Origin of the sequence: Variovorax sp. RO1, from assembly GCF_002849325.1 — a bacterium.
In the GTDB taxonomy this organism is placed as follows: Bacteria; Pseudomonadota; Gammaproteobacteria; order Burkholderiales; family Burkholderiaceae_C; genus Variovorax.
Genome location: NZ_PKMT01000001.1, coordinates 493872 through 519627 on the forward strand (window position 1 = coordinate 493872; position 25756 = coordinate 519627).

The 25756-nt window shown below is 67.4% G+C and carries 18 protein-coding genes; 5 read left to right on the forward strand and 13 right to left on the reverse strand.

Annotated elements, in window-relative coordinates; translation table 11 throughout:
* The first annotated feature begins 191 nt into the window (after window positions 1–191).
* Window positions 192–3314: an autotransporter outer membrane beta-barrel domain-containing protein gene (locus tag CY658_RS02230; RefSeq protein WP_101488670.1), complete on the forward strand. Its 3123-nt coding sequence runs from the start codon at window positions 192–194 to the stop codon at window positions 3312–3314.
* A gap of 26 nt (window positions 3315–3340) precedes the next feature.
* Here CY658_RS02230 and CY658_RS02235 read toward each other — a convergent pair whose 3' ends face one another.
* The 5 genes from CY658_RS02235 to CY658_RS02255 all read right to left on the reverse strand — a co-directional run bounded on the left by CY658_RS02235 (window position 3341) and on the right by CY658_RS02255 (window position 7615).
* Window positions 3341–3763, reverse strand: a complete 423-nt coding sequence (locus CY658_RS02235) for a ribbon-helix-helix domain-containing protein (RefSeq protein ID WP_101488671.1) — start codon at window positions 3761–3763, stop codon at window positions 3341–3343.
* Window positions 3764–3837: 74 nt separating this feature from the next.
* On the reverse strand, window positions 3838–4416 hold the full coding sequence (locus CY658_RS02240; RefSeq protein WP_099792797.1) for a DJ-1/PfpI family protein: 579 nt from the start codon (window positions 4414–4416) through the stop codon (window positions 3838–3840).
* A 141-nt stretch (window positions 4417–4557) separates the two neighbouring features.
* Window positions 4558–5412 (reverse strand): carbohydrate ABC transporter permease, encoded by an 855-nt coding sequence (locus tag CY658_RS02245; protein WP_101488672.1) that lies wholly within the window; start codon window positions 5410–5412, stop codon window positions 4558–4560.
* Window positions 5409–6299 (reverse strand): carbohydrate ABC transporter permease, encoded by an 891-nt coding sequence (locus CY658_RS02250; RefSeq protein ID WP_101488673.1) that lies wholly within the window; start codon window positions 6297–6299, stop codon window positions 5409–5411. Before CY658_RS02250 ends, CY658_RS02245 begins: the two co-directional genes overlap by 4 nt.
* Window positions 6300–6391: 92 nt before the next feature.
* The gene (locus CY658_RS02255) at window positions 6392–7615 is read right to left on the reverse strand and encodes an ABC transporter substrate-binding protein (protein WP_257884632.1); all 1224 of its coding nucleotides are present in this window, start codon (window positions 7613–7615) and stop codon (window positions 6392–6394) included.
* Between the two features lie 331 nt (window positions 7616–7946).
* Between CY658_RS02255 and CY658_RS02260 the strand changes: the two genes are divergently transcribed.
* The 3 genes from CY658_RS02260 to CY658_RS02270 are packed head-to-tail and all read left to right on the forward strand — an operon-like array spanning window position 7947 to window position 11429.
* On the forward strand, window positions 7947–8735 hold the full coding sequence (locus CY658_RS02260) for an SDR family oxidoreductase (protein ID WP_308217181.1): 789 nt from the start codon (window positions 7947–7949) through the stop codon (window positions 8733–8735).
* Between the two features lie 36 nt (window positions 8736–8771).
* On the forward strand, window positions 8772–9968 hold the full coding sequence (locus tag CY658_RS02265; RefSeq protein WP_101488674.1) for an ABC transporter ATP-binding protein: 1197 nt from the start codon (window positions 8772–8774) through the stop codon (window positions 9966–9968).
* Between the two features lie 18 nt (window positions 9969–9986).
* Window positions 9987–11429: an aldehyde dehydrogenase family protein gene (locus CY658_RS02270; protein ID WP_219589571.1), complete on the forward strand. Its 1443-nt coding sequence runs from the start codon at window positions 9987–9989 to the stop codon at window positions 11427–11429.
* Between the two features lie 33 nt (window positions 11430–11462).
* On the opposite strand, the gene CY658_RS02275 is transcribed toward CY658_RS02270, so the two are convergent.
* The 8 genes from CY658_RS02275 to CY658_RS02310 all read right to left on the reverse strand — a co-directional run bounded on the left by CY658_RS02275 (window position 11463) and on the right by CY658_RS02310 (window position 20778).
* Window positions 11463–12401 (reverse strand): LysR family transcriptional regulator, encoded by a 939-nt coding sequence (locus CY658_RS02275; RefSeq protein WP_101488675.1) that lies wholly within the window; start codon window positions 12399–12401, stop codon window positions 11463–11465.
* A gap of 42 nt (window positions 12402–12443) precedes the next feature.
* Window positions 12444–13928 carry an N-acyl-D-amino-acid deacylase family protein gene (locus tag CY658_RS02280; protein ID WP_101488676.1) on the reverse strand — a complete coding sequence of 495 codons (1485 nt, stop codon included), beginning with the start codon at window positions 13926–13928 and terminating at the stop codon, window positions 12444–12446.
* 20 nt (window positions 13929–13948) lie between these two features.
* On the reverse strand, window positions 13949–15244 hold the full coding sequence (locus CY658_RS02285; protein WP_101488677.1) for an alanine racemase: 1296 nt from the start codon (window positions 15242–15244) through the stop codon (window positions 13949–13951).
* Window positions 15241–16218 (reverse strand): ABC transporter ATP-binding protein, encoded by a 978-nt coding sequence (locus CY658_RS02290; protein WP_101488678.1) that lies wholly within the window; start codon window positions 16216–16218, stop codon window positions 15241–15243. Before CY658_RS02290 ends, CY658_RS02285 begins: the two co-directional genes overlap by 4 nt.
* A gap of 142 nt (window positions 16219–16360) precedes the next feature.
* Window positions 16361–17398, reverse strand: a complete 1038-nt coding sequence (locus CY658_RS02295; RefSeq protein ID WP_101488679.1) for an ABC transporter ATP-binding protein — start codon at window positions 17396–17398, stop codon at window positions 16361–16363.
* Window positions 17398–18237 (reverse strand): ABC transporter permease, encoded by an 840-nt coding sequence (locus CY658_RS02300; protein ID WP_101488680.1) that lies wholly within the window; start codon window positions 18235–18237, stop codon window positions 17398–17400. The genes CY658_RS02295 and CY658_RS02300 overlap by 1 nt, the downstream gene beginning before the upstream one ends.
* A 3-nt stretch (window positions 18238–18240) precedes the next feature.
* Window positions 18241–19182, reverse strand: a complete 942-nt coding sequence (locus tag CY658_RS02305) for an ABC transporter permease (protein ID WP_101488681.1) — start codon at window positions 19180–19182, stop codon at window positions 18241–18243.
* 9 nt (window positions 19183–19191) lie between these two features.
* The gene (locus CY658_RS02310) at window positions 19192–20778 is read right to left on the reverse strand and encodes an ABC transporter substrate-binding protein (protein WP_101488682.1); all 1587 of its coding nucleotides are present in this window, start codon (window positions 20776–20778) and stop codon (window positions 19192–19194) included.
* 227 nt (window positions 20779–21005) lie between these two features.
* On the opposite strand from CY658_RS02310, the gene CY658_RS02315 reads away from it, so the two are divergent.
* The gene (locus CY658_RS02315; protein ID WP_101488683.1) at window positions 21006–25742 is read left to right on the forward strand and encodes an RICIN domain-containing protein; all 4737 of its coding nucleotides are present in this window, start codon (window positions 21006–21008) and stop codon (window positions 25740–25742) included.
* Window positions 25743–25756 lie beyond the last annotated feature (14 nt).

Below are 25756 nucleotides of genomic sequence, written 5' to 3' on the forward strand. Positions count from 1 at the left end.
CGACACGGCCCCGCCTCCGGTAGGCCGCTCCCATTTCAGGGTACCCCCTTGCAGGGATACGCGTAACCGGCACGCGTTCTTACATTTTTGACTTGCACATCCGAAACCGTCGCCGTGTGGAGGAGCAAGCCATTGCCGCTGCACACGGATTCCAACCTGCTCAGTCAGTGAACGAAGAGGGAGTTGAAGTCATGAACAAGTTCTTCCGAACCCTGTGGAGTCCCACCGCCGGCACCTGGGTGGCCGCGCCGGAAATCGCGCGCGGCCACGCGCGATCGAGCGGCGGGGGCGGCGCGCGCGCGGTGGCGGCTGCGGCGGCAGCGGCGGCGGCGCTGTGGGTCTGCGTCGTGCCGGTGCTCGCGGCGGGCGGCGCGGGCGGCCAGCCGATCGGCGACCTGTCGCTGCACGGGGGCACTGGCGGCAGCGACGGCACGGGCGGCAGCGGCGGGCTCAACGACACCACGGTCAATGCATTCGGCGGCGCGGGCGGATCGTCGACGCCGGGCGGCGTCGCGGCGGGGGCCAACGCCAGCATCGGCAGCTTCGCCGGCGCCACGCCGGGCACCGGCGGCGCGGCCGGCACCACCAGCGCGCCCGCGGGTCCCGGTGCGTTCCAGGGCGACGCCGGTGGCGCGGGCCAGGCGCAGACCGGTGACGCGGCCAACGGCAACGGCTATGGCGGCGGTGGCGGCGGTGGCTTCCAGGGGATGTCGATCGCCAACAACGTGGCCAGCTCGTCCGACAGCTACACGGGCGGCATCGGTGGCGCGGGCGGCAACGGGTACTGGGCAGCTGGCGGCGGCGGTGCCGGCGGCTACGGCTCGATCCTCAGCGGTCCGCTCGGCAGCTACACGGCCACGGGGTCGTCCACGGGCGGCGCAGGCGGCAAGGGCGGCGACGCCTTCTCGCAGGGCGGCGGCGGCGGCAGCGGGGGCGGCGGGTTCTACCTGAACGCGACCAACCCGGGGCTCAGCTTCACCAACACCGGCTCCCTCACGGGTGGCGCGGGCGGCGCCGGCGGGGCCGAATTGCTGCCCGCCCGTTCCAACGCCTCGGGCGGCGGCGGCGGCGCAGGGGGCATCGGCGCGACGCTCGCGGGCGTCGCCGTCACCGTCGGCAACACCGGCGCGATCACGGGCGGCGCCGGGGGCGCTGGCGGTGCGGCCGGCGGTGGGGCGGGCGGCACCGGTTCACCGGGCGCCGGCGGCGACGGCGGGGCGGGCCTCGCATCGATCGGCGCGGGCGCAAGCATCACCAACACCGGCACCATCGCCGGTGGGGCGGGCGGCGTCGGCGGCGCCAACAGCAGCGGCGGCCCGAGCGGTGCCAACGGCGTGGGCGGTGCGGGCGTGACGGGCGCCAACCTCGCGCTGACCAATGGCGGAACGATCTCGGGTGGCCTGGGCGGCGACGGCGTCACGCGCGCCGCGGCGGTCGCGTTCACGGGCGGCGCCAACAGCCTCACGCTGAACACCGGCTCGTCGATGACGGGCGCGATGTCGATCGGCGCGGGCGCGACCGCCAGCGTCGTCGCGGGCGCCGGTGGCCTCAGCGTCAGCAACGCATTGCTGCTGGGCGGCACCGGAACCATCAACACCAACGGCAACGACTTGGCGTGGACGGGCGCGATCTCCGGCGCCAGCGATCTCGTGAAGATCGGCGCGGGCGTGCTGACGCTGAGCGGCGCCGACACCCATGCGGGCGCGACCAACGTCGCGGCGGGCACCCTGCGTGCCGGCGGCGCCAACGTGCTCAGCAGCGTGAGCCCCTTCACCGTGGCCGCCGGTGCGACGCTCGACCTGGCCGGCAACAGCCAGACCCTCGCGTCGATGGCGAACAGCGGCACGGTCTCGCTGGTGGGTGCGGTACCGGGCACCACGCTCACCGTCAACGGCCCGTGGGTGGGCAACGGCGGCACGCTGCGACTGGGGACCGCGCTGGGCACCAGCGCGAGCGCGAGCGACCGGCTGATCCTGAGCGGCGCCACCGCCGTCGCCAGCGGCACGACGAATGTGCAGATCACCAACCTGGGCGGCCTGGGCGCGCTCACCACCGGCAACGGCATCGAGGTGATCAGCGCCATCAACGGCGCGACCACCACCGCGCAGACCACCCAAAGCGCGTTCCTGCTGGCCGGCACGCACGTCGATGCGGGCGCCTACGAGTACCGGCTGCATGCGGCCGACGCCACCGGCGCGGGCGAGAACTGGTACCTGCGCTCGACCGCCGCGCCCGTCACCCCCGTCACGCCGGTGACGCCCGTGACGCCCGGCACGCCGCCTGCCAGCGGTGGCGGCACCAGCACCGGCGGCGCAGGCGGCGTGCCCGTGCTCGTCGTGCCCACCTACCGCGCCGAAGTGCCGCTCTACGCCGCGCTGCCCGAGCAGCTGCGCCAGTCCAGCCTCGCGATGCTCGGCAACCTGCACCAGCGCATGGGCGACAACCTGGTCACGGGCGCGAACACGGTCACGCCCGCGCAGGGCCACCGCCAGGCCTGGGGCCGCATCATCAGCACCGAGCGCACCATCGCGCAGGGCGGCACCGTGAGCCCCACGAGCAAGGGACGCCTCACGGGCTTCCAGGCCGGCACCGACCTGTGGGCCAATCTCGACTGGCACGCCGGCGTGTACGTCGGCCAGCTCGACGGCGACATGCGCGTGAACGGCTTTGCCAGCGGCCTGGCGAACCGCGGCGTGGGCAGCAACAACCAGAAGAGCGAATACCTGGGCGCCTATGCCACCTGGAAGCACGCCAGCGGCGTGTACGTCGACGGCGTGCTGCAGGCCGGCCGCCACCGCTACACCGCCTCGCCCGCGCTGGGCTTCTCCAGGGGCGGCAAGGGCAACAGCCTGCTGGCGTCCATCGAGGTGGGCAAGCCGATTCCCATTGCGCCCAACTGGACCGTCGAGCCGCAGGTGCAGTTGGTGCACCAGCGGGTGAGCCTGGGTGACACGGGCATCTCCGGCGCCCTCGTGCAGCAGAACAGCCACAACGGCTGGCGGGCACGCGCCGGCGTGCGCGTGAAGGGCGAGTTCGTCACCAGCGCCGGGCTGCTGCAGCCCTATGTGCGGGTCAATTTCTACCGCAACAGCAGCGGCACCGACGTCACCCGCTTTGTCGGTCCGGCCGGTGTCACGGACATCGCGACGCGCACCGGCGGCAGCAGCACCGAGCTGGCGGCAGGGGCCACGCTGCAGGTGGCCGAGAACACGAGCGTGTATGTGGAGCTGGGCAAGCTGTGGGCGGGCTCCGGCGGCGACTCGCGCATCAAGAGCGGGGTCAATGCCAGCGTCGGCGTGAAGATGCGCTGGTGATCTCGCGAAGGGGAGCCGTGCGGCGTCTACGCATGCCGCCGCACGACGGCGTGGAGCGTGCGCACGTGCGTCTCGCTTGGCGGCTGCGCAGGCGACGGCCGTCCCCAGCCCTGCGGCAGTTCATGCAGCACGGCGTTCGCATCGAGCGAGCGGATCGCGACCGACGTGTCGGCCGGAATCCGCCCCTGCGCCACCATCGCCTCGTAGCGCAACGCGCACACGCGCAGGAACGACGCGAAGTTGCCGACCTCGCCGCGCGCCGCGACCAGCTCGTCGTACAGCCGCTCGATGAGCTGCACCACGGCCATGCCGTCGCGCTGCGCGATCTCTTCGAGCACCTGCCAGAACAGGTTCTCGAGCCGGATGCTGGTGACCACGCCGTGCAGCCGCACCGAGCGCGTGCGCGCGTCGTAGCTTTGCGGATCGGCGCTGATGAAGACTTCGCACATGGGCCATCTCCTCGAGAGGCGGGGTGAATCGGGGCGACGCGGCACTGTAGCGCCGCCCACGCACTTTCGTCAGGTCAGTGTTCGATGCGCGTGCCGAGCACCACAAGAAATTGCGACAGCCACGCCGGATGCGCCGGCCAGGCCGGTGCGGTGACGAGGTTGCGGTCGGTCACGGCCTGGTCGACCGGGATGCCCATGTACTCGGCGCCGGCCAGTTCCACCTCGACCTGGCAGGCCGGGTAGGCCGACACCTTGCGGCCCTTGATGAGACCCGTGGCCGCGAGCAGCTGCGCGCCATGGCAGACGGCCGCCACCGGCTTGTCGGTCGCGAGAAAGTGGCGCGCGATCTCGACCACGCGGGGGTGCATGCGCAGGTACTCGGGCGCGCGGCCGCCGGGAATCACGAGCGCGTCGTAGGCCTCGGGGCGCACCTCGTCGAAGGTGGCGTTCAGCGTGAAGCGGTGGCCCGGCTTCTCGCTGTAGGTTTGCGCGCCCTCGAAATCGTGGATGGCGGTGTGCACCCAGTCGCCGGCCTTCTTGTCGGGCGCCACCGCATGCACGGTGTGGCCGACGGCCAGCAGGGTCTGGAACGGCACCATGGTTTCGTAGTCTTCGGCGTAGTCGCCGCAGAGCATCAGGATCTTGCGAGCCATCGGGTTTGTCTCCTTCGGATGAGGTGGGGCGAAACCGGCCGGCGCAGGGTGCGAGTCGGCCGTCGCCGCATTATTCGAAGGGGGAGGGCGCAGCGGGTAGCAGCGGGCTGTGATGCCGCTGCGGCCCCTGCTTGCCGCTGGCTACTTGACCGAGCCCGCGGTCAGGCCTTGCACCATGTAGCGCTGCATCCACGCAAACAGAATGGCGACCGGCACCACGGCGCAGATGGCGGCGGCCATGACCAGTTCCCACTGCACCACGTACTGGCCCGCGACCATGTTGGTGACGAGCACCGTCAGCGTCTGCTTCTCCGTGGAGCGGATCAGCGTGTAGACCACCGCGAACTCGTTCCAGGCATTGACGAAAGTGACCAGCGCCGTGACCGCCATGGCCGGCAATGCCAGCGGCAGGAACACCTTGCACACCGTGCGCACCGGGCCGGAACCTTCGAGCCAGGCCGACTCTTCCAGGTCGCGTGGAATGGTCTCGAAGTACGAGGTCATCATCCAGACGGCAAAGGCAATGCCGAAGGCGCCATAAGCGATCACCACGGACAGGCGCGAGTCGGTCATGTTGCCGCCGTCGAACCACGGAAGACTGGCCGCCATCTTGAACAGGCCCACCACCAGCAGCACGGGCGAGATCATCTGCGTGATGAGCAAAAACTGCCGGTAGCCGCCCTGGCCGCGAAACTTCAGGCGCGCCAGCGCGTAGGCGGAAGGCACGCTGACGGCAATCGTCAGCACCGTCGCGGAGAGCGACACCAGCAGGCTGTTCAGCAGCGCGCGGCCGAACCCGGTCTGGGTCCACATGGCGGAGAAGTTGCTCCACTGCCACTGCTGCGGCAACCACCGCGCCGGATAGACGTAGATCTCCGAGGCCGGCTTGAGCGCCGTGAAGAACATCACCGCGAGCGGAAAGATGACCACGACCACCAGCGGCAGGAGCAGCAGCCAGCACCAGAGGCTGCGCACGAGTTTGTCGGCGCGGATCATGTGGCGGCCTTCGCGGACTGGCGCTTTTGCAGGCGCAGGTAGAACACGGTGAAGGCCAGCAGCAAGGCCAGCATCACGAGCGAAATGGCGGCCGCCTCGCCGGGCCGGCCCATGCGAAAGCCCAGCTGGTACAGCCAGGTGACGAGGATGTGCGTGGCGTTGTCCGGCCCGCCCTGCGTCATGATCCAGATGATGGGGAACGAGTTGAAGACGTAGATCACGTTCAGCACGATGGCCATGTGGATGAAGGGCTTGAGCAGCGGGAGCGTGAGCCGGCGGAACTGCTGCCAGCGCGACGCGCCTTCGATGTCGGCCGCCTCGTAGATGTCCTGCGACACCGACGACAGGCCGCCCAGAAAGATCGTGACGGTGAAGGGAATCGACACCAGGATGCCCACGCCCACTTCGACCCAGAACGCGAGTTGTCCGTCGGCCAGCCAGTTGATCGGCTCCTGGATGATTCCGACCATCGCGAGGCTCGCATTGACCATGCCGTACTGGCCGTTGAAGGACCAGGTCCAGACGATGGCCGTCATCGTCAGCGACACCGCCCAGGGCAACATCACGATGGTGCGCGCCACGCCCCGGCCGTAGAAGTCCTGCTGCAGGATGAGTGCGATCGGCACAGCGCACAGCACGGCACCGCCGACCACGCACACCGTCCATTGCACCGTGCGCCACACCACATGGGCGAACACCGGGTCGGTGAACACGGTGCGAAAGTTGTCCAGGCCATTGAAGGCCCGCAGCAGGCCGAAGCGCGAGATGTCGTGCACCGACTGGAACACCAGCGTGGACAGCGGGTAGGCCAGGATGAAGATCGTCAGCAACAGGCTCGGCGCAATCAGCCCCCAAGCCAGGGCCGGACCTCGAACGGGATTCTGCATAGGGCAATTCGATCGGAATGGGCGTGGTTAGGCGTGGTGCGACACGCGGAAAGCTGGCGCAGCCCCAGGGCTGCGCCCCGAGGCTGGCTTGCTTACTTCTTGTTGAGCTTGGTGTTGGCTTCGGCCGCGGCCTTGTCCAGCGCCGCCTTCGGTTCTGCCTTGCCCTGGTAGATGGCCTGCAGCGCATTGGTGACGGCCTGCGCCGAGTCTTCCCAGCCGGCGACCAGCGGGGCGAAGCGCGCGTTGGGCAGCAGGGTCACGAACTCGGACAGCACGGGGTCGTCCTTGAACACGGGGTCGTTGGCCACCTCGCGCGTCACCGGCATGAAGCCTTCGCCCTGATCGAACTTCAGCCGCGCGTTCTTGGAGAACATGAAGCTCAGGAATTTCTGGGCGGTTTCCTTGTTCTTCGAAGTCTTGAACATCATGATCGAGTCGGTCACGCCGAAGGTGATGTCCTTGCCGCCGTTGGGCACGCCGGTGATGCCGTACTTCAGTTGCGGCGCGTCCTTGGCAATTTCCTTGGCCAGCGGCGGCAGCGAAATGACCATGCCCAATCGCCCCTGTTTGAACAGGTTGTGCAGGTCATAGCGCGTGTTGCCGGCCACGCCGGGCTCGGTCAGGCCCTGGTCGATCATGCTTTTGTAGAGCGTGGCGGCTTTCACGCCGGTCGGCGAATTGAAGGCGGCCTTGTTGCCCGCATCGAGCACATCGCCCCCCATGCTCCACAGCGCGTAGTAGAAATAAGTGTCGGTATCCAGGTCTTTGCCCTGGATGCCGTAACCGTAGGCGCCCGTGGCCTTGATCTTTTTCGAGGCGGCAATCACGTCGTCCCAGGTCTTGGGGCCATTGGGAAAGCCTGCCTTGCTCAGCATGTCCTTGTTATAGAACATGGCGCGCACGCTGGCCGCAATGGGCAGCGCATAAGGTTTTCCTTTGATATTGCCGGCATTCAAAAATGCAGGAATAAAGCGCTCCTTGAAGGCCGAATTGGCGTAATTGTCGACCGGTTCCACCAGGTCGTCGTTCACGAAATCGCCGACCCAGCGGGTCGCGACGTGGGCCAGGTCGGGCGGGTTGTTGCTGGCGATTTCCGCCTGCAGTTTCTGCTGCATGTTCTCCCAGCTTCCCACCTCGACCTTGACCTTGTCTCCGGGGTTGGCCTTCTCATATTCCCGGGCCAACGCCTCCAGCCAGGGGCGCGTGTTGTCGCTGTAGCTGGACATGGCGATGCGGATATTTCCCGCGTGGGCCGTGAGAGAAGAAAGGCCCAGAAGAATTGCACTGGCCAATAGAGTTGTATTTCGTTTTTTCATATTTAATTCCTCGTAAGATTATTGAAAATGAATTAAATCCACGTCTGCTTCTGCTGCGATCAATGCTTGCGCTTTTTTTATCTTACGAGGCGGCCAGATCACGCCATAGATAGAGCTAACCCTCGATTTCTAAAAACTAGAACCCTGCGTGCGAAATATTGAAGGCCCAATGCCGATGGCGTCCTGTACGCTCCAAAATTCGAGCTCGAATTGCGCGCGGTAATTTATTGCCGCCCGGTCGGGAGAGGTATTGGCAATTCACAGGGCGCATTGCGTGGACAAATTAATTTCGACCCCGTCTTCGGTTCATTCCCACGCGTCGCCCCAGCGCGTGACGCTGGTCACGGGCGCCGCGGGCGGTATCGGCCAGGCCCTGTGCCGCCGCGTGCTGCAGGCCGGCGACCGGCTGATCGCGCTGGACCACGACGCGGGCGCACTGCAGGGCCTGGCGGCCGTGTTGGCCGAGCAGGGCGTGAGCGATGACGATCTGGCGCGGCTGCATCCCTTGGTGGCGGACGTCACCGACTGCGCAGGCTTGTGCGAGAAGGTGGCCGCAGTCGTCGCCACGGTCGGGGCGGTGGATGTGCTGGTGTCGAACGTGGGCGCCGCGCGCGGGCCGACGGTGCGCAAGACCACGCCGCAGGACTGGCAGGCCGACATCCAGCTCAACCTCAATGGCGCGTTCCATTGCGTGGAGGCGGTGCGCGAGGCCATGGTCGAGCGCCGCAGTGGGCAGCTGGTGCTCATCGGCTCGGTCAACGCGCTCACGACGCTCGGCCATCCGGCCTACAGCGCGGCCAAGGCCGCCCTCGTCAGCTACACCCGCTCGCTCGCCATGGAACTGGGCGGCTATGGCATCCGCGCCAACATCGTGCTGCCGGGCACCGTCAAGACACCCGCCTGGCAGGCGCGCGCCGACAAGAACCCGCAGGTGTTCGAGCAGCTGAAGAAGTGGTACCCCCTGGGCGACTTCGCGACACCCGACGACGTCGCCGATGCCGTGCTCTTTCTGGCGTCGCCCGCCGCGCGCGTCATCACCGGCGTGGCGTTGCCGGTGGATGCGGGCCTCATGTCGGGTGTCCTTCCCATGGCCCGTGAGATCACCGTCGAAGACTACTGAGCCAGCGACCCCTTTTCACAACTACAAGGAGACCCCATGGCTCAGGTTCAACTCAAGCAACTGCGCAAGGATTTCGCGGGCGTGCCCGTCGTGCACGGCATCGACCTGGACATTGCCCACGGCGAGTTCGTCGTGCTGGTCGGCCCCTCGGGCTGCGGCAAGTCGACGCTGCTGCGCATGATCGCGGGGCTGGAGCCCATCAGCGGCGGCGAGCTGCGCATCGGCGGTGCGCGGGCCAACGACCTGTCGCCGCAAAAGCGCAACATCTCGATGGTGTTCCAGAGCTATGCGCTCTACCCGCACCTGTCGGTCTACGAGAACATCGCCTTCGGCCCGCGCACACGCGGCGAGGCCGAAAGCGACTTCCGCCCGCGCATCGAAAAAGCCGCGAGCCTGCTCAACCTCACGCCGTACCTGGACCGCCTGCCGCGCGCGCTCTCGGGCGGACAGCGCCAGCGCGTCGCCATGGGCCGCGCCGTGGTGCGCGAGCCTGCGCTGTTCCTCTTCGACGAGCCGCTGTCCAACCTGGATGCGCAGTTGCGCGTGCAGATGCGCGCCGAGATCAAGGCCCTGCACCAGCGGCTGGGCAACACCATGGTCTACGTCACGCACGACCAGGTGGAAGCCATGACCATGGCCGACCGCATCGTCGTGATGCGCGCGGGCCGGGTGGAGCAGGTCGGTGCGCCGCTGGAGCTCTACGACCGCCCGGTCAACCGCTTCGTGGCGGGCTTCATCGGCTCGCCTGCGATGAACTTCACGCAGGGGCAGGTGCATCGCGAACACGGCCGCACCTGGCTCGCGCTGCCCGACGGGCAGACCTGGCATCTACCGACGTCCGGGTGCACGCCGCTGCTGGCCGATGGACAGCACATCCTGCTGGGGTTGCGGCCCGAGCATCTGCAGTTGGCCCCGGAGGGATTGGCGCTGCGCGTGATCCTCACGGAGTCGACGGGCGACAAGACGCAGATCTACGGCACGGTGGCTGGCAGTGAGACGCCCTGGTGCGTGTCCGTGCATGACCGCGTGGCCCTCAAGCCAGGCGACGTGGTGCACCTGCAGGTCCGCGATGCCGCATCGACGCATTGTTTCGATGCGCAGACCGAGCGCCATGTGGGTGTCGCGGCCCCCGCGCCGGCCGGGTACAGGCCGTCCGTGACCAGCGTGGACTTGCGTGCCAGTGGCAGCGAAGGCCCGCGCCATGCTGCGTCGATCGCGTATTCGTACGGCTAGGCGATGAGCAGTCACTGCATGTCCGACGTCGAAACGGGCAACCACATCGGCGGGCGCTGGTCGACCACCGCCGACACGATGCCGGTGGTCAACCCGGCCACCGGCGAAACCATCGCCACCGTGCCCCGGTCGGGCCGCGAGACGGCGGACGCGGCGGTCGCCGCTGCCAAGGCTGCTGCCGTCGGTTGGGCCGCCACGCCGGTGTTCGAACGCGCCGCGATGTGCATGGCGATCGCGGCCGAGATCGATGCCGCGCGCGAGGCCATCGCGCACACGCTGTCGTGCGAGCAAGGCAAGGTCCTGGCCGAAGCGCAAGGCGAGGTCGCCAAGGCCGCCGACGGCTTCCGGCTCGCCGCCGAACTCGTCAAGCAGATGGGCGGGAAGACGCTGCCGGCAGAAGACCCGAGCAAGCTCGTCATGACCCTGCGGCAGCCGCGCGGCGTGTATGGCGTCATCACGCCCTGGAACTTCCCGGTCAACATTCCGGTGGAGTACCTGGCTCCCGGCATCGCCACCGGCAACACCATCGTCTGGGTGCCTGCGCCGTCCACAGCGCTCGTGGCCTGCGCGCTGATGGCAGCAATCCAAAGGGCCGGGCTGCCTGCCGGCGTCGTCAACCTGGTGATCGGCGAGGGCGCGACCGTGGGCGATGCGGTCGTCGTGCACCCGGACGTGACCGCCATTGCCTTCACCGGCAGCACCGCGACGGGCCAGCGCATCGCCGAGCGAGGCGCCGGAAAGCCTCTGCTGCTCGAACTCGGAGGCAACGGGCCGCTGATCGTTTGTGAAGATGCAGACCTCGATGCAGCAGCCGCTGCAGCAGCCGGCGGCGCGTTCTTCAATGCAGGGCAAGTCTGTGCGGCCACAGGCGTTGTGCTGGCCCATGCCAGCGTGGTCGACCGCCTCTGCGACAAGCTGGTCGCCAAGGCCGCCGAGCAGGTGCTGGGCGATCCCGTGCATCCCGCGACGACCATGGGCCCGCTCAACAACGCCAAAGTGGCGGCCAAGGTGCGCGCGCATGTGGACGAGGCCATCGCGCAGGGTGCACGCCTGCTGCACGGCGGCCGGGCGCGGCCGGACCTGGGCAGCGACCTCTTCTTCGAGCCGACCGTGGTGCGCGACGTGACCCTGGCCATGCGGCTGTGCCGGGAGGAAACCTTCGGCCCCGTCGTGCCGGTCATTGCCTTCGAGGACGAAGCGCAGGCCCTGCAGATGGCCTTGCAGAACGACTACGGACTCTCGGTGGGCGTCTTCACGCAAGACATCGGCCGCGGCATTGCCATGGCCAAGGCGATCCCCGCCGGCATCGTCAACATCAACGCGGGCACCACCTGGTGGGAACTCCACCTGCCCTTTGGCGGTGGCTCCGGCAAGAAAAGCGGCATCGGCCGGCTGGGCGGCATGCACACACTGGAGGCGATGACCGAGGTCAAGATGATCACGGTCACGCTGCCGGGTTGAGCCTCTCGACGCCGAAGGTCCCGCGCGCCGGGACTATTCCGACTTTCCCCTGGCGCGCCCCGGCTTCACGGGCCGCTGCCACCCTTGCATGTACGCGATCAGCGACTGCGACAGGTGGTTGGCTGCGAGCGACAGGCGCCGGGAATAGCTCGCGACCAGCGTGGCGCGCGCCGAGCGCAGCGACGCATCGGTGAGCGGAATGGCCACCACCTTGCCGGCCTCGATCAGCGGCGCGACCACGTCGCTCGGCTGGAAGGTGATGAGGTCCGACTCCGCGACCAGCCGGCTCGCGAAGGACAGCGAATTCGTCTCGACCGCGATGTTCAGCTTGAACTTCCCTTTGGAGCTGACGCGGTCGACCAGCTGGCGCAGGCCGAAGGAGCGGTCGGGCAGTGCAAGCGGCGCATCGGCGACCTGCGCGAGCGTGCAACTGCGATGCTGTGCCAGCGGGTGCTGCGGCGAAGCGATCACGCACAGCGGCTGCTCGATCTTCTGCAGTTCGATGAGGTCGGGGCGCGGCGAGGCACCGAACAGAATGCCCAGGTCGTACTTGTGCTCCGCCACCGACTCGCCCACCGCATGCGACCCCATGAGGTCGAGCGAGAAGGTGATGCCCGGGTGCGTGCGGATGAAGTTCGGCATGAAGCTCGTGAGCAGGCCGTGCAGGATGCCTTCCACGCACCCCACGCGCACATGCCCCTTGGCCAGCGTCTCGTACTCGTGGATCTGGCCCTTCAGGTCGGCCAGCTGCGTCTTGTTGTCCTGCGCATAGCGCAGCAGCAGCTCTCCGGCCGCGGTCAGCGCCATGCCGCGTGCGTGGCGCTCGAAGACGGGCACCCCCAGCTCGTCTTCCAGCAGCGCGATCTGCCGGCTCACGGCGCTCTGGGCGACGAAGAGCTTTTCCGCCGCCACGCGCACCGAGCCAAAGGCCGCGACCTCGTAGAAGTACCGAAGGGTTGTGGATTCGATCATGCGTGCACTCTACGGGATGGCAGGGACGAGGCGCGGCGACGCTCAGTTCGCGGCGCGCGCCTGCCGTGTCAGCATGCGCCCCGCGCGCGCGAGCACCCGCGCCTCGCTCGCACCACGGTACGCGAGCACGCCGTTCACGAACACCCGTTCGATCCCTTCGCTCACGCCCAGCGGTTGGTCGTAGGTCGCGGTGTCGGTGATGGTCTCGGGGTCGAACACCACCACGTCGGCCATCGCGCCGACACGCAGCAGTCCGCGATCGGCGATGCGCAGGTTGCGTGCTGTCATGCCGGTCATCTTGTGCACCGCCTGCTCCAGCGTGAAGAGCTTTCGCTGGCGCCAGTAGCGCGCAAACACGCGTGGGAACGCACCCCAGAGCCGCGGGTGCGGGTGACGGTCATGCGGCAGGCCGTCGCTGCCGATCATGGTGCGCGGATGCGCGATGACGCGCTCCACATCTTCTTCCTGCATCAGGAAATAGCACGCCCCGCCGGGCTTCAGGCGCAGGCTGGCCTCTTTCTCGGTGGTGCCCCACTCGCGCGCGATGTCGGCGATGAGGCGGCCGGTCATTTCGGGGTGGGGCTCGGACCAGGTCAGCAGCACGTCGATGACGCCATCGACCATGTCCTCGCGCAACACGGTGGAGCCGGCGACGTAGGGGTAGACGTCCATCGAGATCTCCTGGCGCTGCGACAGGGCGTCGATCAGCGGCAGCGTCTCTTTCGTGCGGCCCCAGTTGGCGGGGCTTGCGCATTTGTGGTGCGAGATGATCAAGGGCACGCCGGCCTCGAACGCCGAGTCACCGGCCTCGTGCATCGCCTCGATGATCTGCTGCATCTCGCTGCGCAGGTGCGTGGCATACACACCGCCATGGCGCGCCACGACGCGTGCGAGCGCGGTGACTTCTTCGGCTGGCGCAGCAAACGCTTCCTCGTAGAACAGGCCCGACGACAGACCGTGTGCGCCTGCGGCCATGCAGTCGTCGAGCAGCGCGGCCATGTGCGCGAGTTCGTCTCCGTTCGCGGGCCGGTCGAGCGCCCGCATCGCCGCGAAGCGCAGCGTGGTGTGGCCCACGAGCGCGGCCACGTTGAGCGCGGGCTGCGTCGCATCGACGGCCGCGCGGTACTCGGCCATGGTCGCGTGCTTGAACGAATCGGCGCCCAGCAGCGTGAGCGGCGGCTTCGACTGCGGCGTGCGGTACGGCGCCAGCGAAATGCCGCAGTTGCCCGTGACCACGGTGGTGATGCCCTGCGACACCTTGGGCAGGCACAGCGGGTCGCGCAGCACGATGGCATCGTCGTGCGTGTGCGCGTCGATGAAGCCGGGCGCGATCACCTTGCCGCGGCAGTCGACCACGTCGACGTCTGCGATGTTCAGCCCTTCAGGCAGGCGTGTGCGCAGGCCTTCGCCGAGCGCGAGGATGCGGTCGCCCTGCAGCAGCACGTCACCGGGCCACGAAGGGCCGCCCGAGCCGTCGACCACGAGGCCGCCTTCGAGCAGCGTCGCGCCGTTCTTGTGTGTGTTCATGGATGGATGCGTTGCCTTGCTCAGAAATGAATCACGACCGCATCGCTCACGCGGTAGTCGTTCTCGACCACGGGCATCCAGTGCCATTTGTCGAAGGTGGTGCAGGGGTGCGAGATGCCCAGGCCGACACGGTCGCCGACGACCGGTGCTTGCGCTTCGTCGTTCGCGTCCCAGCGCAGGTAGGCATGCTGGTCGTTCAGCGCGGTGACCTTCCAGCTGGCGGGCACCGCATGCGACTGCAAGGCACCACGCGCCGTGTGCGCAATGGGGATGGGCATCGACATGTCGAAAGAGATGTCGCGCTTGCCGACCGACAGGATCGCCAGGCCCGGCTCGGGCCGCGATTGCACGTTGGCCCAGACCTCCATCGCCGGTGTCAGCCCTTCGCCGCACGCGCACCCCATGCGCTCGTCGGCCACATTCACCATGCGCTTGTAGAAGCCATGGTCATGCGTGACGTAGCAGCCCGAGCGCAGCAGTCCGCGTACCGGCGAACCCAGTGCGGGTTTCAACCGCCCGGCCACGAGGTCGAAGATGGCCGAGCCACCCGCCGAGACCAGCACCTCGTCGGTCTCGAAGAGTTGCTGCGTGTCGCAATGACGCGCGACGGCTTCGATGCGGTCCATCAGGGCCTTGGCAAAGGCGGTGTCCTGCTCGGTGGACCCGGTGGCATTCAAGCCTTCATAGCTTTCGATACCGACCAGCTTCGCGGCGCTGCTGGCGCGCACCGCGCTGGCCACGGCGACCGCTTCTTCATGCGTGCGGCAACCGGTGCGTCCGCCGTCGATGCCGATCTCGAGCATCACCTCGAAGGGCACGCTGGCGGGGTTGCGCTTCGACCAGTCTTCGATGAGCGCCAGCTGCGCGATCGAATCGATCAGGAACACGACGCGCAGGCCGGCATGCGCGTGCAGCAGCATCTGGATACCCGCGAGGTCTTCGTCGCTCACCACCTGGTTGGCGATGAGCGTGCGACGCACGCCGGCCGCCACGCCCACCGCGAGCTGCGTGACGGTGGCGAAGGTCAGGCCCCAGGCACCCGCATCCAACTGGCGCTGGAAGAGCTGCGGCGACATCGTCGTCTTGCCGTGCGGCGCGAGATCGATGCCCCATTCGCGCACGCGCGCCTGCATCCATTGGAGGTTGTGTTCGAGCGCCTCGCGCTTGAGCACGGCCAGCGGCAGCGGCAGGTCACCGGCCAGCACGTTCCAGCCGGCGGCGCCGATTTCACTGCGCCGGCGCGGTGCCTGGGTGCGCGGATAGCCCTTGAAGTTGCTGCCCAGCAGCGGATCGTTGAAGTTGTCGGTCATGGTCATGCGGCGATGTTGGAGAGCAGATCTTTTCGGAGGCAGGCGCGATAGTGGCCCGCCGAGATTTCTTCGAGGGCGGGCACGGTCTTCGCGCAAGCCTCGATGGCATGTGGGCAGCGCGTGCGGAACACGCAGCCCGAGGGCGGCGAGATCGGGCTGGGGATGTCGCCCTTCAATGCGATGCGCTCGGTGGCCATCTCGGGGTCGGGCTTCGGGCTTGCGGCCAACAAGGCCTGCGTGTAGGGGTGCGAAGGCCGCGCGAACAGCTCGTCGGTGGTGGCCACTTCCATCACCTTGCCCAGGTACAGCACCACCACGCGGTCGCACAGGTACTCGACCACATCGAGGTCGTGCGAGATGAAGAGCATGGTCAGGCCCAGCCGCTCGCGCAGGTCGGCCAGCAGGTTGATGACCTGCGACTGGATGGACACATCCAGTGCCGACAGCGGCTCGTCGGCCACGATGAACTCGGGCTCCACGGCCAGCGCGCGGGCCACGCCGATGCGCTGGCGCTGACCACCCGAGAACTCGTGCGGAAAGCGGCTCGCATGCTCGGGGCGCAGGCCCACCGTTTCGAGCAGCTCGGCGATGCGCTTGTCGCGCGCCGCGGCGCCCTTGTGCAGCCCGTGCGTGGACAACGCCTCGCCGAGGATCGCGCTGATGCGCATCTTCGGGTTCAGGCTGGCGTACGGGTCCTGGAAGATGATCTGCAGCTTGCTGCGCAGCTTGCGCATGCGTTCGCCGGAAAGATCTCCGATGTCGTCGCCGCGGTAGAGCACCTGGCCCTCGGTGCGCTCGACCAGCCGCAGCACGGTGCGCCCGATGGTGCTCTTGCCCGAGCCCGATTCGCCGACCAGGCCGAGGGTCTCGCCGGGGTGGATCGCGAAGGACACGTCGTCGACTGCGCGCACGGGGCGGTCGCTGCTGCCGAAGTACTTCTTGAGTCCGCGGACTTCGATGAGGGGAGCGGCGGTGGTCATCGTGGGCTTCTTGTATTGGCGCCTTCTCCCGCTTGCGGGAGAAGGCGGGGGATGAGGGTGCTCGTGAAGGACTCGGGCGTCACCCTCACCCCAACCCTCTCCCGCAAGCGGGAGAGGGGGCAAGACAGAAGCAAGGCGCTCGTCATGCGACCCTCGCGAGTTGGGCATCGGGCTGCACGCGCACGCAGCGCGCCTGGCGGTCTTGCCGGATGTCGATCAACGGCGGCATCGCACTGCGGCATTCAGGCAACGCCTGGTCGCAGCGCGGCTCGAAGGCGCAGCCGGGCGGCGGCGCCAGCGGACTCGACACCTGCCCGCGAATAGCGAACAGCCGCTTGGGCTTGGGCTGCCCAGGAACCCGCGCCTTGCCCGGCAGACAGGCCAGCAAGCCTTGCGTGTACGGATGCTCGGGCTGCGCGAACAGTGGCCGCACGGGCGCTTGCTCGACCACGCGCCCCGAGTACAGCACCACCACATCGTCGGCATGGTGCGCCACCACGCCCAGGTTGTGCGTGATGAACAGGATGCTCATGCCCGTCTCGGCCTGCAGACGGCGCATGAGTTCGAGGATCTGCGCCTGGATGGTCACGTCCAGGGCGGTGGTGGGCTCGTCGGCGATCAAGAGCGTCGGGTCGCAGGCCATGGCCAGCGCGATCATCACGCGCTGGCGCATGCCGCCCGACAGCTGGTGCGGGTACTCGTGGATGCGCTGGGCCGCGGCGGGAATCTCCACCAGCTCCAGCATGCGCAGCGCATGCGCGAGCGCGGCCTTGCGGTCCAGCCCCTTGTGAAGCCGCACGCTCTCGGCGATCTGCTCGCCGATGGTGAACACCGGGTTCAGGCTGGTCATGGGCTCCTGGAAGATCATCGACAGCTGGTTGCCGCGCAGCGAGCGCATCTCGCGTTCGCCGATCTGCAGCAGATCGAGCGTCTTGCCTTCGCGCGTGACGAACGAAGCCGATCCGCTGACCTGCGCATTGGCGGTCTTGGGCAACAGGCGCATCAGCGTGAGGCTGGTGACCGACTTGCCCGAGCCCGATTCGCCCACCAGTGCGGTGGTCTTGCCCGGTTGAATCGAGAAACTCACATCGGCCACCGAGCGGATCAGGCCGTCTTCGGTGGGAAAGCTGGTGCTCAGGTTCGTGACCGTGAGCCGTGGGGTATTCGTGGCGTTGTTCATCACGAGGTCTTCTTCAGCTTCGGATCGAGCAGGTCGCGCACGCCATCACCTAGCAACTGCAGCGACAAGGCCGTGAAGATGATCGCCAGGCCCGGGAACAGCACGACCCAGAAGGCCTGGTGCGCGTACTGCTGGCTGCCCGCGACCATGGTGCCCCAGGTGGGGATCTCGGGCGGCACGCCGACACCGAGGAACGACAAGCCCGCTTCGGCCAGGATGGCGTAGGCAAAGATGAACGACACCTGCACGAGGATGGGTGACATCAGGTTCGGCAGGATGTGGCGCCACAGGATGCGCGAGGTGCGCACGCCCAGGGCGCGCACGGCTTCGACAAACAGCAGCTCGCGCACGACCAAGGTCGAGGCCCGCACCACGCGTGCGACACGCGGCGTATAGACCAGCACCAGCGCGAGCACGGTGTTCATCAGCGACGGGCCGAGGATCGCCACCAACGCGATGGCCAGCAGGATGTCGGGGAAGGACATCATGGCGTCGACCACGCGCATGAGCGGTGTGTCGAGGCGGCGGAAGAAACCGGCCATCAAACCCAGCACCGTGCCGGCGATGACCGAGCCCAAGGCGGTGAGCGCGGCGATGGCCAGCGAGTAGCGCGCGCCGTGCACGATGCGTGCATACATATCGCGGCCCAGTTCGTCGGTTCCGAGCAGGTGTTCGGCGCTGGGCGCCTTCAGGCGTTGCAGCACGGCCGTGTCGTTGGGGTCGGCCGATGCGAACAGCGGCGCACCCACAGCGAGCACGGCAATCACCAGCAGCACCAGGGCGGAGACCATCACGATGCGGCGGTGCATCAGCTGGCGGAGCATTCGAGGCATGCGCATCGTTCAGACCTTCACGCGCGGATCGACGACGGCGTACAGCAGGTCGATCGAGAAATTGATGAGCACATAGATCGCGGCGATCACAAGCAGCGCGCCCTGGATGACGGGGTAGTCGCGCCGCAGCACGGCGTTGACCACCAAGTTGCCCACGCCGGGCAGGCCGAACACGGTCTCGGTGATGACGGCGCCGCCGATCATGAGTGCGACCGTCAGGCCGATCACGGTGACGATGGGCACCAAGGCGTTGCGCAGCGCGTGCTTCAAGACGACAGTGCTCTCGCTCAAGCCCTTGGAGCGTGCGGTCCGCACGTAGTCTTCACCCAGCACGTCGAGCATCGAGGCGCGCGTGAAACGGATGATGAGCGCGGAGTTCAAGAGGCCCAGCACGGTGGCCGGCAGCACCAGCGCATGCAGCCGTTCCATGAACGGCGCATCGGGCGCGCCGTAGCCCGAGACCGGGAACCATCCGAACGACACCGCGAAGATCTGGATCAGCACGATGCCCATCCAGAAGCTCGGAATGCTCGCGCCCAGCATCGCAATGCCGGTGAAGAACTGGTCGACCACACGCCCGCGGAACACCGCCGAGACGATGCCGCAGGGCACGCCGATGAGTGCGGCGATGGCCACCGCCAGAAGCGCCAGCAAGGTGGTCGGCTCGGCGCGCTCCCACAGCGCCTGTGTGACCGGGCGCTGCAGGAAGATCGAGGTGCCCAGGTTGCCCTGCAGCACTTCACGCAGCCAGTAGCCGAACTGCACGGGCAGGGGTTTATCGAGGCCGTAGTCCTTCTGCACGCGGGCGATGTCGGCAGCGGTGGCCTGGTCGCCCAGCAGCACGGAGATCGGGTCGCCCGAGGCGGCGCGGGTGAGCACGAAGACCAGCACGGCGACCAGGGCCAGCACGGTGAGCATGCCGGCGAAGCGCGAGGCAATGAAACGGAACAAGCGCGCCTCCTACTTGATCTTCACATTCCAGAAGAACGGCCAGTTCGTGGGTTGGTAGTTGTCCAGCGCGGGGCTTTTGGCCGAGAGCGCATTGAACTTGCCGACGCTGATGTACGGCACCTCGTCGTACACCACCTGCTGCACCTTGCCCCACAGTGCGCCACGCTTGGCCGGATCGCTCTCGGTGTTGAAGGCACTCAGCGAGGCCTTCTTGGCGGGCGAGTCCCACCAGCCTGGTGCACCGTCGCCCAGTTGTGGTGGCGACAGCATCGGCTCGGGGAACAGCCCCGAATGGGTGATGAAGATTTCCCACAGGCGCGGGTCGTTGCGGCGCTGGGTGAGCGTGGCCCAGTCGACCACGTTGAGGTCGACCTTGAAGCCCGCGCGCTTGAGCTGCTCTGCCATCAAGAGCGACATGTTGTAGTGAAAGTCGTACTGGCGGCTGGTGAGCACGCGGATCGGCTCGCCCTTGTAGCCGGCCTTGGCCGCGGCGTCCTTCGCCTTGGTGGCGTTGCGCTGGTTGTACTGGTCGGCGCCGGCTGCCGAGTAGAACGGTGAACTCTTGGGAAAGTGGTTCGCCTCCGCGATGAAGAAGCGCGTGTCGCCGAAGCCGGCCGCGAGCATTTCGCCCTGGCCCATCGCGGTCTGCAGGGCCTGGCGCACGGCCTGGTTGGCCAGCGCGCCCTCCTTGGTGTTGAAGACCACCAGCGGAAAACCGAACGCGGGCGTGATGATCGGCAGCGTCTTGCCACTGGCCTTCTCCAGGCGCGGCAGGGCTTCCACCGGCAGCAGGTCGGCAAAGTCGTACTGCCCCGCGAGTGCACCTTCGACGCGCGTGCTGGCGTTCGGCACGGGCACGAAGCGCAGTTCTTCGATGACCGCTTCGCGCTTGCCGCCGTAGCCGCTCGCAGGCTCCTTGCGTGCGCTGTATTTGTCGAAGCGCGTGAGCAGCACGAACTGATCGGGACGGCGCTCCTTGAACTTGTAGGGGCCGGTGCCGACGAAGTCCTTCAGCGGCGAGGCCATCGATTCCTTGGCCATCATCGCGGCCGTGCCATTGCTGGGCAGCGCGAGCTGCGACAGCAGCGGCGCATACGGCGCCTTCAGCACGATCTCCACGCCCAGCGGGCCCTTGGCCTTCAACGTCTCGATTTCCTTGCTCACGGCCTTGCCGCGTGGCGACTGGTCCATCCAGCGTTGCAGGCTGGCGACCACGTCGTCGGCCGTGAGTTCACGGCCGCTGTGCAGCATCACGCCCTTGCGCAGCGTGATGGCGTAGGTCTTGCCGTCGGCGGAAATCTTGGGCATGCCCTCGGCCAGCATCGGCACCACGTTCCACTTGGCGTCGAAGGTGTAGAGCGTCTCGTACACGTGCTGCATGATGGTTCCGACCAGGTCGGCCGTGGAGGCCATCGGGTCGAGCGTCTGCGGCTCGGCCACCATCGCCAGCGTGGCGAAGTTGCGCGGGCCCTGCGCCTGAGCCAGGGCACTCGGATGCGGCAGTGCGGCACACAGCATCGCGAGCAGGGAAGCTCCCAGCAGGCTGCGCTTCGACAGGCGGGGCAGGCGCTGGACAACAGGACCGGCGTGAGACATGGGGTGTTCCTTCATGGGCGATCGATGGGCAATGAATTCACTTTTTCAGGCCCGAACTTTGAAGCACAACCCATGCCAAAACATCACCATTTACCCTGATCACTGATCTAACTATTCGAACCCTCCCTTCGAAATTCAATGCCGTTCTCGCATCGATCCGCTGCTAGATTCCGGTCGAATCTTTTCCCACCGAAAGATGGCGTCCGATCGAATTTGCGAGGATGACAATGAGCACCAAGAAAGTTCTTGCGGTAGGTTTTCTGTTCGGCTGTGCGTTGCTGACGCATGCGGCGATCACTGGGGTGAACCCCCTCGACACGATCAGGAAGGCCGCCACCAGCATGGCCTCCGCGGCCGCTGATCTGGTGGCCGATCCGTTGCCGTTGCAGGGCCCCGGGCTGGGCAACCTGACCTACGCGCAGGCCGAGCTGTTCAAGCCCATCTCGATGATCAAGGAAGAGGTGGACACCGGTGTCGGCGCAGGCACCGGCGCCGATGTGCCGAAGATCCCCGGTGGCAGCGTGACGCATCCCACCGCCGGGTACACCAAGTACCACTACGGCCAGAACGTGGGTCTCATGATCAACGGCTACTTCCTGACGACGTTCACGCCCGACGGCGGGTTGGGCCCGGGGGGCTTCCTGCTCTACAACGTCTCCGATCCGCGCAACCTCCAGCTCGTGAAGCGCATCTACGAGCCGGACGGTCGCACCAAGGAATTGCGGGAGCCGCATTCCATCGGCATCGCCACCATCGGCGGCAAGCAGTACGTTGCCGTTCCCAGCGTCTTCGGCATCGAGTTCTGGGACTTCACCGACATCAACAACATCCAGCAGGTCAAGAAGCTGGTGCTGCCCAACGTCAACAAGGGCGACTACAACAACGTGAGCTGGCAGCTCTGGTGGCAGGCGCCCTACCTGTACGTGGCAGCGGCGGAGCAGGGCGTGTTCGTCATCGACGCCAAAGACCCCGCGAACGCACAGCTCGCGAACCGCGGCGCCGGCAAGCCCAACCCGATACCGACCGGCGAGCTCGGCGGCTTTCGCGTGGGGCCGATCTTCACCATGGGCAATCACATGGTGCTGACGTCGATGACCAACACCAGCGGCTTCGCCAGCCTGGACATTTCGGACCCGCTGAATCCCAAGGTGCTCGACGCCGTCGCTGGCTCTACGGCCAGCTACTACGCCACCTGCTTCGACGGCAAGAAGGTCTACGCCTCCGCGCAGGAGAGCGGCGGCAAGATGTTCGGTTACGACCTCAGCGATCGATCGCGCTTCGTGGCAGAAGACAACCGGCTGGTGATCAACCAGCAGCTGTACTGCAGCACGCAGGACAACTTCGTTTTCCAGGGTGCGCAGAACTACATCCACAAGGTCGATGTGAGCAACCCGCTCAACCACGTCGAGGTCGGGCGCGGCGGACTGTTCGCGACGACGCACCCCGATTTCTCGAGCTCCGACCATGGCCAGGTGTCGCCGTTCGGCAACCTGATCTACGTCGGCAACGACCACGGCTCGGGCAGCGGTTTCATCGTGCATGCGGTGGACCCCGACCTCACCAAGCCCGAAGTGAAGCAGGTCTCGCCCGTGAACGGTGCGAAGCAGCAGGCCCTGACCTCGCGCATCGGCCTGGGCATGACCGACAGCATCCTGCCCGAGAGCGTGAACGCCAACACCTTCATCGTGCGCGCGGTGGGCGGCAACACGCTGGCGGGCACCTACAGCGTGCAGCTGGGCATCGTCAACTTTCATCCCGCGCAGCCGCTGCAACCGGGCACCGCCTACGAGGTGTTCCTGCCCGCCAACGGCCTGAAGGACTATGCGGGCAACGCCATTGCGGCCGACTACCGCTCCACCTTCAACACCGGCAACGCCAACGACATCAACCTGATGCACCACTGGGCACTCACGGGCAACCTCGGTGACCAGATAAGCGCCAACAACGGCACGCCCGCCACCGGCGACGCCTTCGAGAGCATCGGCCTGAACTTCGCGAACCGCACCACGGGCGTGCAGCTGAAGAACGACAGCGTGTCCACCACGCTGGGCGGCACGGCCTCGCTGAGCTTCTACATGAAGACCACGCAGGCCGGCGGCGCCAACTCGTGGACCGCACCCGGCATCTTCGGCCGCGACCAGTCGCCGGGCACGGACGACGTGTTCTGGGGTTGGCTCGACAGCACCGGCAACATCAAGCTGTCGGTGGGCGACAACGCGGGCACGCGCTCGCAAAGCGCCGTGAACGACGGCAACTGGCACCACGTGGTGCTCACGCGCGACGCGGCCTCGGGCGCGCAGGCGGTGTACGTCGACGGCGTGAAGACCACGTCGACCGGCCCCACCGGCACCAAGGGTCTGACGACCAAGTTCCAGCTGCTGGGGCAGATCCAGGGCAACGCCGCACTCTTCAAGGGCACGCTGGCCGAGGTGCGCGTGTACGGCCGCGTGCTCGGCGACGCCGACGTGGCCGCGCTGCGCAGCCAGGCCGTGATCGGCGACCCCGGCATCGTGGGCGCACCGAAGATCGTCAACGGCCAGCTGAATTTCAACCCGGCCACGCTCGGCGCCACCGGCGCGCAGTTCCGCTGGAACTTCGGCGACGGCACGCAGAGCGCGTATGCCTCGCAACCCGGCGTCACGCACACCTACAGCAGCCCCGGCCACTACACGGTGACGCTGACGGTGAAGGCCGCGAATGGTCAGGAGACCTTCTACACCTACAACCTCACGGTGATCGCACCCGTCACGGCGGCGGCGCCCACGCACACGACCAACATCGCGGGCGATGCGAACTCGGTGTATTCGGTGAACCCCGACAGTGGCACGGTGGCCGCCATCAATGCCGAGACCTTCGCCAAGCGCTGGGAAGTGCGTGTGGGCGACGAGCCGAAGACGCTGGCGGTGGGCCCTGACGGCCGCATCTGGGTCACGGTGCAGGGCGAAGACAAGCTGGTGGCGCTCAACGCTGCCGACGGCACGCTGTCGACGACGGTGCCGCTGGCCTATGGAAGCGGTCCGTACGGTGTCGTCTTCACGCCCAACGGAGCGAAGGGCCTGCTGACGCTCGAAAGCAAGTCGGCCCTGGTCAGCTTCGACCCGACGACCGGTGCCGCTACGGGCACGCTCCCGCTGGAAGGCAGCGTGCGCGGCATCGCGGTCGATGCGAGTTCGCAGTCGGCCTACGTGACGCGCTTCAAGTCGAAGATGACGGGCGGCCAGTTGCACAAGGTGAACCTGCAGAGCTTCAGCGGCGCCACGCCGATCGCACTGGCGGTCGACACCACCACGGTCGATACCGAGGCCGCCTCGCGCGGCGTGCCCAACTACCTGAGCCAGGTGGTGATCTCGCCCGACGGCGCGCGTGCGCTGCTGCCTTCGAAGAAGGACAACATCGTGCGCGGTACCTTCCGCGACGGCCTGCCGCTGGAGCATGACAAGACCGTGCGCTCCATCCTGTCGCAGGTGAACCTGCAGACGGCCGCGGAAGTTTTCAGCGAACAGCTCGACTTCAACGACCGCGCCCCTGCGCGCGCCGCTCTGTACTCGCCGGCCGGCGACTACATCTTCGTGGCGCAGATGGAGGGCAACCGCGTCGCCATCGTCGATGCCTACAACCGCTCGGTGCGCGGCGAGATCAACGCCAGCAGCGCGCCGCACGGCCTGTACATCGATGCGGTGCGCAAGCGCTTGTACGTGAACAACTTCCTGGCGCGCTCGGTGTCGGTGCACGACGTGGCGCAGGTGCTGTCTTCGGAGTCGGCCGCCCCGGCCTTCCTGCAGAACGTCACCACGGTCGCGCAGGAGCCGATGGCCGCCGCGGCACTGCGCGGCAAGCAGGTGTTCTACAACGCGTCCGACCGGCGCATGAGCATGAACAACTACATGTCGTGTGCGAGCTGCCATGCCGATGGCAGCGACGACGGCATGGTGTGGGACTTCACGCAGCGCGGCGAAGGCCTGCGCCGCACCATCAGCCTGCAGGGCCGTCGCGGCACGGGCCACGGCAAGCTGCACTGGACCGCCAACTTCGACGAGGTGCAGGACTTCGAGCACGACATCCGCAATGAGTTCGGCGGCACGGGCTTCCTGACGAACGCCGACTTCTCGGCCACGGGCGATCCGCTCGGCGTGCCGAAGGCGGGCCGCAACGCGCAGCTCGACGATCTCGCGGCCTACCTGAACTCGCTGAACAAGTACATGCGCAGCCCGGCCCGCGCGGCGGACGGCAACCTCAGCGTGGACGCGGTGCGCGGCCAGACCGTGTTCAACACGGCGCAGTGCGCGACCTGCCACACGGCCGGCAGCCTGCGCGACGGGCTGCGGCACGACGTGGGCACGGTCCAGCTCTCGTCGGGCAAGGGCAGCAACCAGCCGCTGGCCGGCGTGGGCTTCGACACACCGACGCTCTACGGCACCTGGAGCAACCCGAGCTTCTTCCACAACGGCCAGAAGGCCACGCTGCAAGACGTGCTCGCGGGCGGCCACGGCAATGCATCGAGCCTGCCGGCGGCCGATGTGCTGGCACTCGGCGAGTACGTGAAGTCGCTCGACACCGCACCGGCGGTCGACACGCGCATCCGCTCGGAGGTCAGCAACCTGTGCGTCAACGTGTCGGGCGGCTCGACGGCGAGCGGCGCCACGGTGGTGCAGTGGGCCTGCGGCAACGGCAACAACGAGACCTTCACCGTCAACAGCAGCGGCGGCTACACCCAGTTCGTCGCGAAGCACAGCGGCCTGTGCCTGGCACAGGGCAACACCAACGCGGGCGGTGGCCCGCTGGTGCAGCTGGCGTGCACGGCGGGCATGGCCACGCAATGGAGCCTGGTCGGGGCGACGCTGCGCAACCGCGTCTCTTCAGGCGCGTGTCTCGATGTGCCGGGCTCTTCGACCACGCAAGGAACGGCGCTGTCTACCTACGCCTGCCATGGCGGGGCCAATCAGCGCTGGAGCCAGATTCCCTGAGCGCTTCTGCGCCT

What these genes read in the sequence shown, in the direction of transcription:
- CY658_RS02230 (WP_101488670.1), top strand. Translation starts at nt 192, where the DNA reads ATGAACAAGTTCTTCCGAACCCTGTGGAGTCCCACCGCCGGCACCTGG.
- CY658_RS02235 (WP_101488671.1), bottom strand. Translation starts at nt 3,763, where the DNA reads ATGTGCGAAGTCTTCATCAGCGCCGATCCGCAAAGCTACGACGCGCGC.
- CY658_RS02270 (WP_219589571.1), top strand. Translation starts at nt 9,987, where the DNA reads ATGTCCGACGTCGAAACGGGCAACCACATCGGCGGGCGCTGGTCGACC.
- CY658_RS02300 (WP_101488680.1), bottom strand. Translation starts at nt 18,237, where the DNA reads ATGCGCATGCCTCGAATGCTCCGCCAGCTGATGCACCGCCGCATCGTG.
- CY658_RS02285 (WP_101488677.1), bottom strand. Translation starts at nt 15,244, where the DNA reads ATGACCATGACCGACAACTTCAACGATCCGCTGCTGGGCAGCAACTTC.
- CY658_RS02295 (WP_101488679.1), bottom strand. Translation starts at nt 17,398, where the DNA reads ATGAACAACGCCACGAATACCCCACGGCTCACGGTCACGAACCTGAGC.
- CY658_RS02265 (WP_101488674.1), top strand. Translation starts at nt 8,772, where the DNA reads ATGGCTCAGGTTCAACTCAAGCAACTGCGCAAGGATTTCGCGGGCGTG.
- CY658_RS02310 (WP_101488682.1), bottom strand. Translation starts at nt 20,778, where the DNA reads ATGTCTCACGCCGGTCCTGTTGTCCAGCGCCTGCCCCGCCTGTCGAAG.
- CY658_RS02250 (WP_101488673.1), bottom strand. Translation starts at nt 6,299, where the DNA reads ATGCAGAATCCCGTTCGAGGTCCGGCCCTGGCTTGGGGGCTGATTGCG.
- CY658_RS02245 (WP_101488672.1), bottom strand. Translation starts at nt 5,412, where the DNA reads ATGATCCGCGCCGACAAACTCGTGCGCAGCCTCTGGTGCTGGCTGCTG.
- CY658_RS02275 (WP_101488675.1), bottom strand. Translation starts at nt 12,401, where the DNA reads ATGATCGAATCCACAACCCTTCGGTACTTCTACGAGGTCGCGGCCTTT.
- CY658_RS02315 (WP_101488683.1), top strand. Translation starts at nt 21,006, where the DNA reads ATGAGCACCAAGAAAGTTCTTGCGGTAGGTTTTCTGTTCGGCTGTGCG.
- CY658_RS02280 (WP_101488676.1), bottom strand. Translation starts at nt 13,928, where the DNA reads ATGAACACACACAAGAACGGCGCGACGCTGCTCGAAGGCGGCCTCGTG.
- CY658_RS02290 (WP_101488678.1), bottom strand. Translation starts at nt 16,218, where the DNA reads ATGACCACCGCCGCTCCCCTCATCGAAGTCCGCGGACTCAAGAAGTAC.
- CY658_RS02255 (WP_257884632.1), bottom strand. Translation starts at nt 7,615, where the DNA reads ATGAAAAAACGAAATACAACTCTATTGGCCAGTGCAATTCTTCTGGGC.
- CY658_RS02240 (WP_099792797.1), bottom strand. Translation starts at nt 4,416, where the DNA reads ATGGCTCGCAAGATCCTGATGCTCTGCGGCGACTACGCCGAAGACTAC.